Below are 1,965 nucleotides of genomic sequence, written 5' to 3' on the forward strand. Positions count from 1 at the left end.
GCCAGAACCGGCGCCGACCAGCACCCCACGGCCGCGACTCGGGATTACAGAATCCTCGGGATAGTCCTTTTTATCCCGAACTCGGGATAAGACAGACAAAGCGGCCGTGGAGTCGGCGGTGGACGTGGTCAACAAGCGCGTGATCGGCTACCTCGCCGAGGAGGTGTGGACCACCGTCGAGGCCCTGAACGCGGCGATTGATGACCGCGTCGCCGAGATCAACACCCAGATTCGCCGGGCTGACGGTACGACACGGTGGGAGCGATTCGAGTCCGATGAGGCGCCGCTGCTGGCGGTGCTGCCAGACGACGGGTTCGCCACGGTGGAGTGGAAGCAGCTCAAGGTCGGACGGAACTATCACGTCTCCTGCGATTCGCAGTACTACTCGGTGCCGTACACCTTCGCCGGTCAACTGCTGCGAGTCCGGTTGACCGCGCAGTCGGTGACGCTCTTCGACGGTGACCAGGTCGTCTGCGAGCACCCACGGCGCCACGGCCGCAAAGGCCAGTACTCGACCGTGCTCGCTCACGCCCCGAAGGAGCACCAGGGTATCGACGGTCTGTGGTCCCGGCAGTGGTTCACCGACCGTGCCCGCGGGTTCGGCCCCGCCACTGAGCAGGTGATCGCCCAGATCCTTGATCGTCACGTGATCGAGGCGCAGGGCTATCTGGACTGCCAGAACATCCTCGAAACTCTCGGCAAGCGCAGTCGCCAGCGGCTCGAGGCAGCCTGCCAGGTACTGCTCAACCAGAACAGTGCCGGTAGCTACAGCGTGCTCAAACGCGTCATGGCGAGCATCGACTCCGACCACAAGGCGCCCCGGCCCGTGGTCCCGGCGGCGGCCACACGAAAACCGCCGCCACCGGCCGGGGCCCGAGACGACGGCGCGATTCAAGTCCGCTCGGCCGATCACTATGCGCGTGGGCGCAGCGGGGAGGGCGTGTGATGTTCACCGAGATCGATCACCAGAAGTTCCGCAACCTACGCATCACGCACGTGGCGACCCGGTTCGAGGAGCTCATCAGCGATGAGGCCAATGACGAGCTCACCCCGGAGCAGATCTTCCTCACCGCCGTCGACGACGCCCTGGACCAGCGCCAAGCCCACCGGATCGACAAGCTGATCCGCGCCGCGAAGTTCCCGATCCCGCAGGCCTCGATCGCGGAGATCAACTACCAGGAAGGACGCGGGATCACCCCGGTGCGGATGAAACGCTACGCCGGGCACAACTGGAGGCAAGACCCCACCAACCTGCTGGTGCTCTCGCCGACCGGCGGCGGGAAGACATACTTGGCCTGCGCGATTGGGATCGCCGCCTGCCAGAACGGGCACACCGTCACCTACGCCCGCATGGACGAACTCGCCCGGCGGCTGGTCATCGCCCGTGGTGACGGGATCCGCCACCAAAAAATGCTCAACGACCTGTCGGACGTGGAACTGCTGATCATCGACGACTTCCTCACCGTGGGCATCGACCCCGAGGCCGCGAACGACCTGTTCGCCGTGCTGGCCAACCGGGAGCACCGGCTGCCGACGATGATCGCCTCACAATCCCGACCGGCGTACTGGCTCGAGGCCCTACCTGACCGGGTGGCCGCGGACTCCATCGTCAACCGGCTGGCCAACAACGCCCGCGAGATCAACCTCGGCGAAGTCGACATGCGACGCCAACGCGACGACCAAGCCCGGGCGACCACCGGCTACTGGGAGTAACCCCCGACGGTGCCGGCCCGCCTCACGCGCGGGCCGGTTCCGGGTCGCCGGAACAGCGGTACCAACTCGCCGGACCCGCGGTACCGACAAGCCCTATCTGCCACTGAGCACGCGGCGCACGGTGACGTTCCTGTCGGCGAACCACGCCACCGCGTTGGCCAATACGGCGGCGGCGGTCGCACCGGTCTCGTCGTCGTGGACCTCGGAGTAGACCAGTCGGGAGTGGTCGTCCAGGTGTTTGGGACGCCTTTC

General features: G+C 66.4%; 2 protein-coding genes. Both read left to right on the forward strand.

What is annotated here, in order from left to right; translation table 11 throughout:
- The first annotated feature begins 106 nt into the window (after positions 1-106).
- Complete coding sequence (locus ABD250_RS15345) at positions 107-946, forward strand: Mu transposase domain-containing protein (protein WP_344393146.1); 840 nt, start codon at positions 107-109, stop codon at positions 944-946.
- A complete protein-coding gene (locus ABD250_RS15350; protein ID WP_023100551.1) occupies positions 946-1,713 on the forward strand; it encodes an ATP-binding protein in 768 nt (255 codons plus the stop codon). The genes ABD250_RS15345 and ABD250_RS15350 overlap by 1 nt, the downstream gene beginning before the upstream one ends.
- The last annotated feature ends 252 nt before the right edge of the window (positions 1,714-1,965 follow it).

The organism is Dietzia cercidiphylli (assembly GCF_039531545.1).
GTDB lineage: Bacteria > Actinomycetota > Actinomycetes > Mycobacteriales > Mycobacteriaceae > Dietzia > Dietzia natronolimnaea.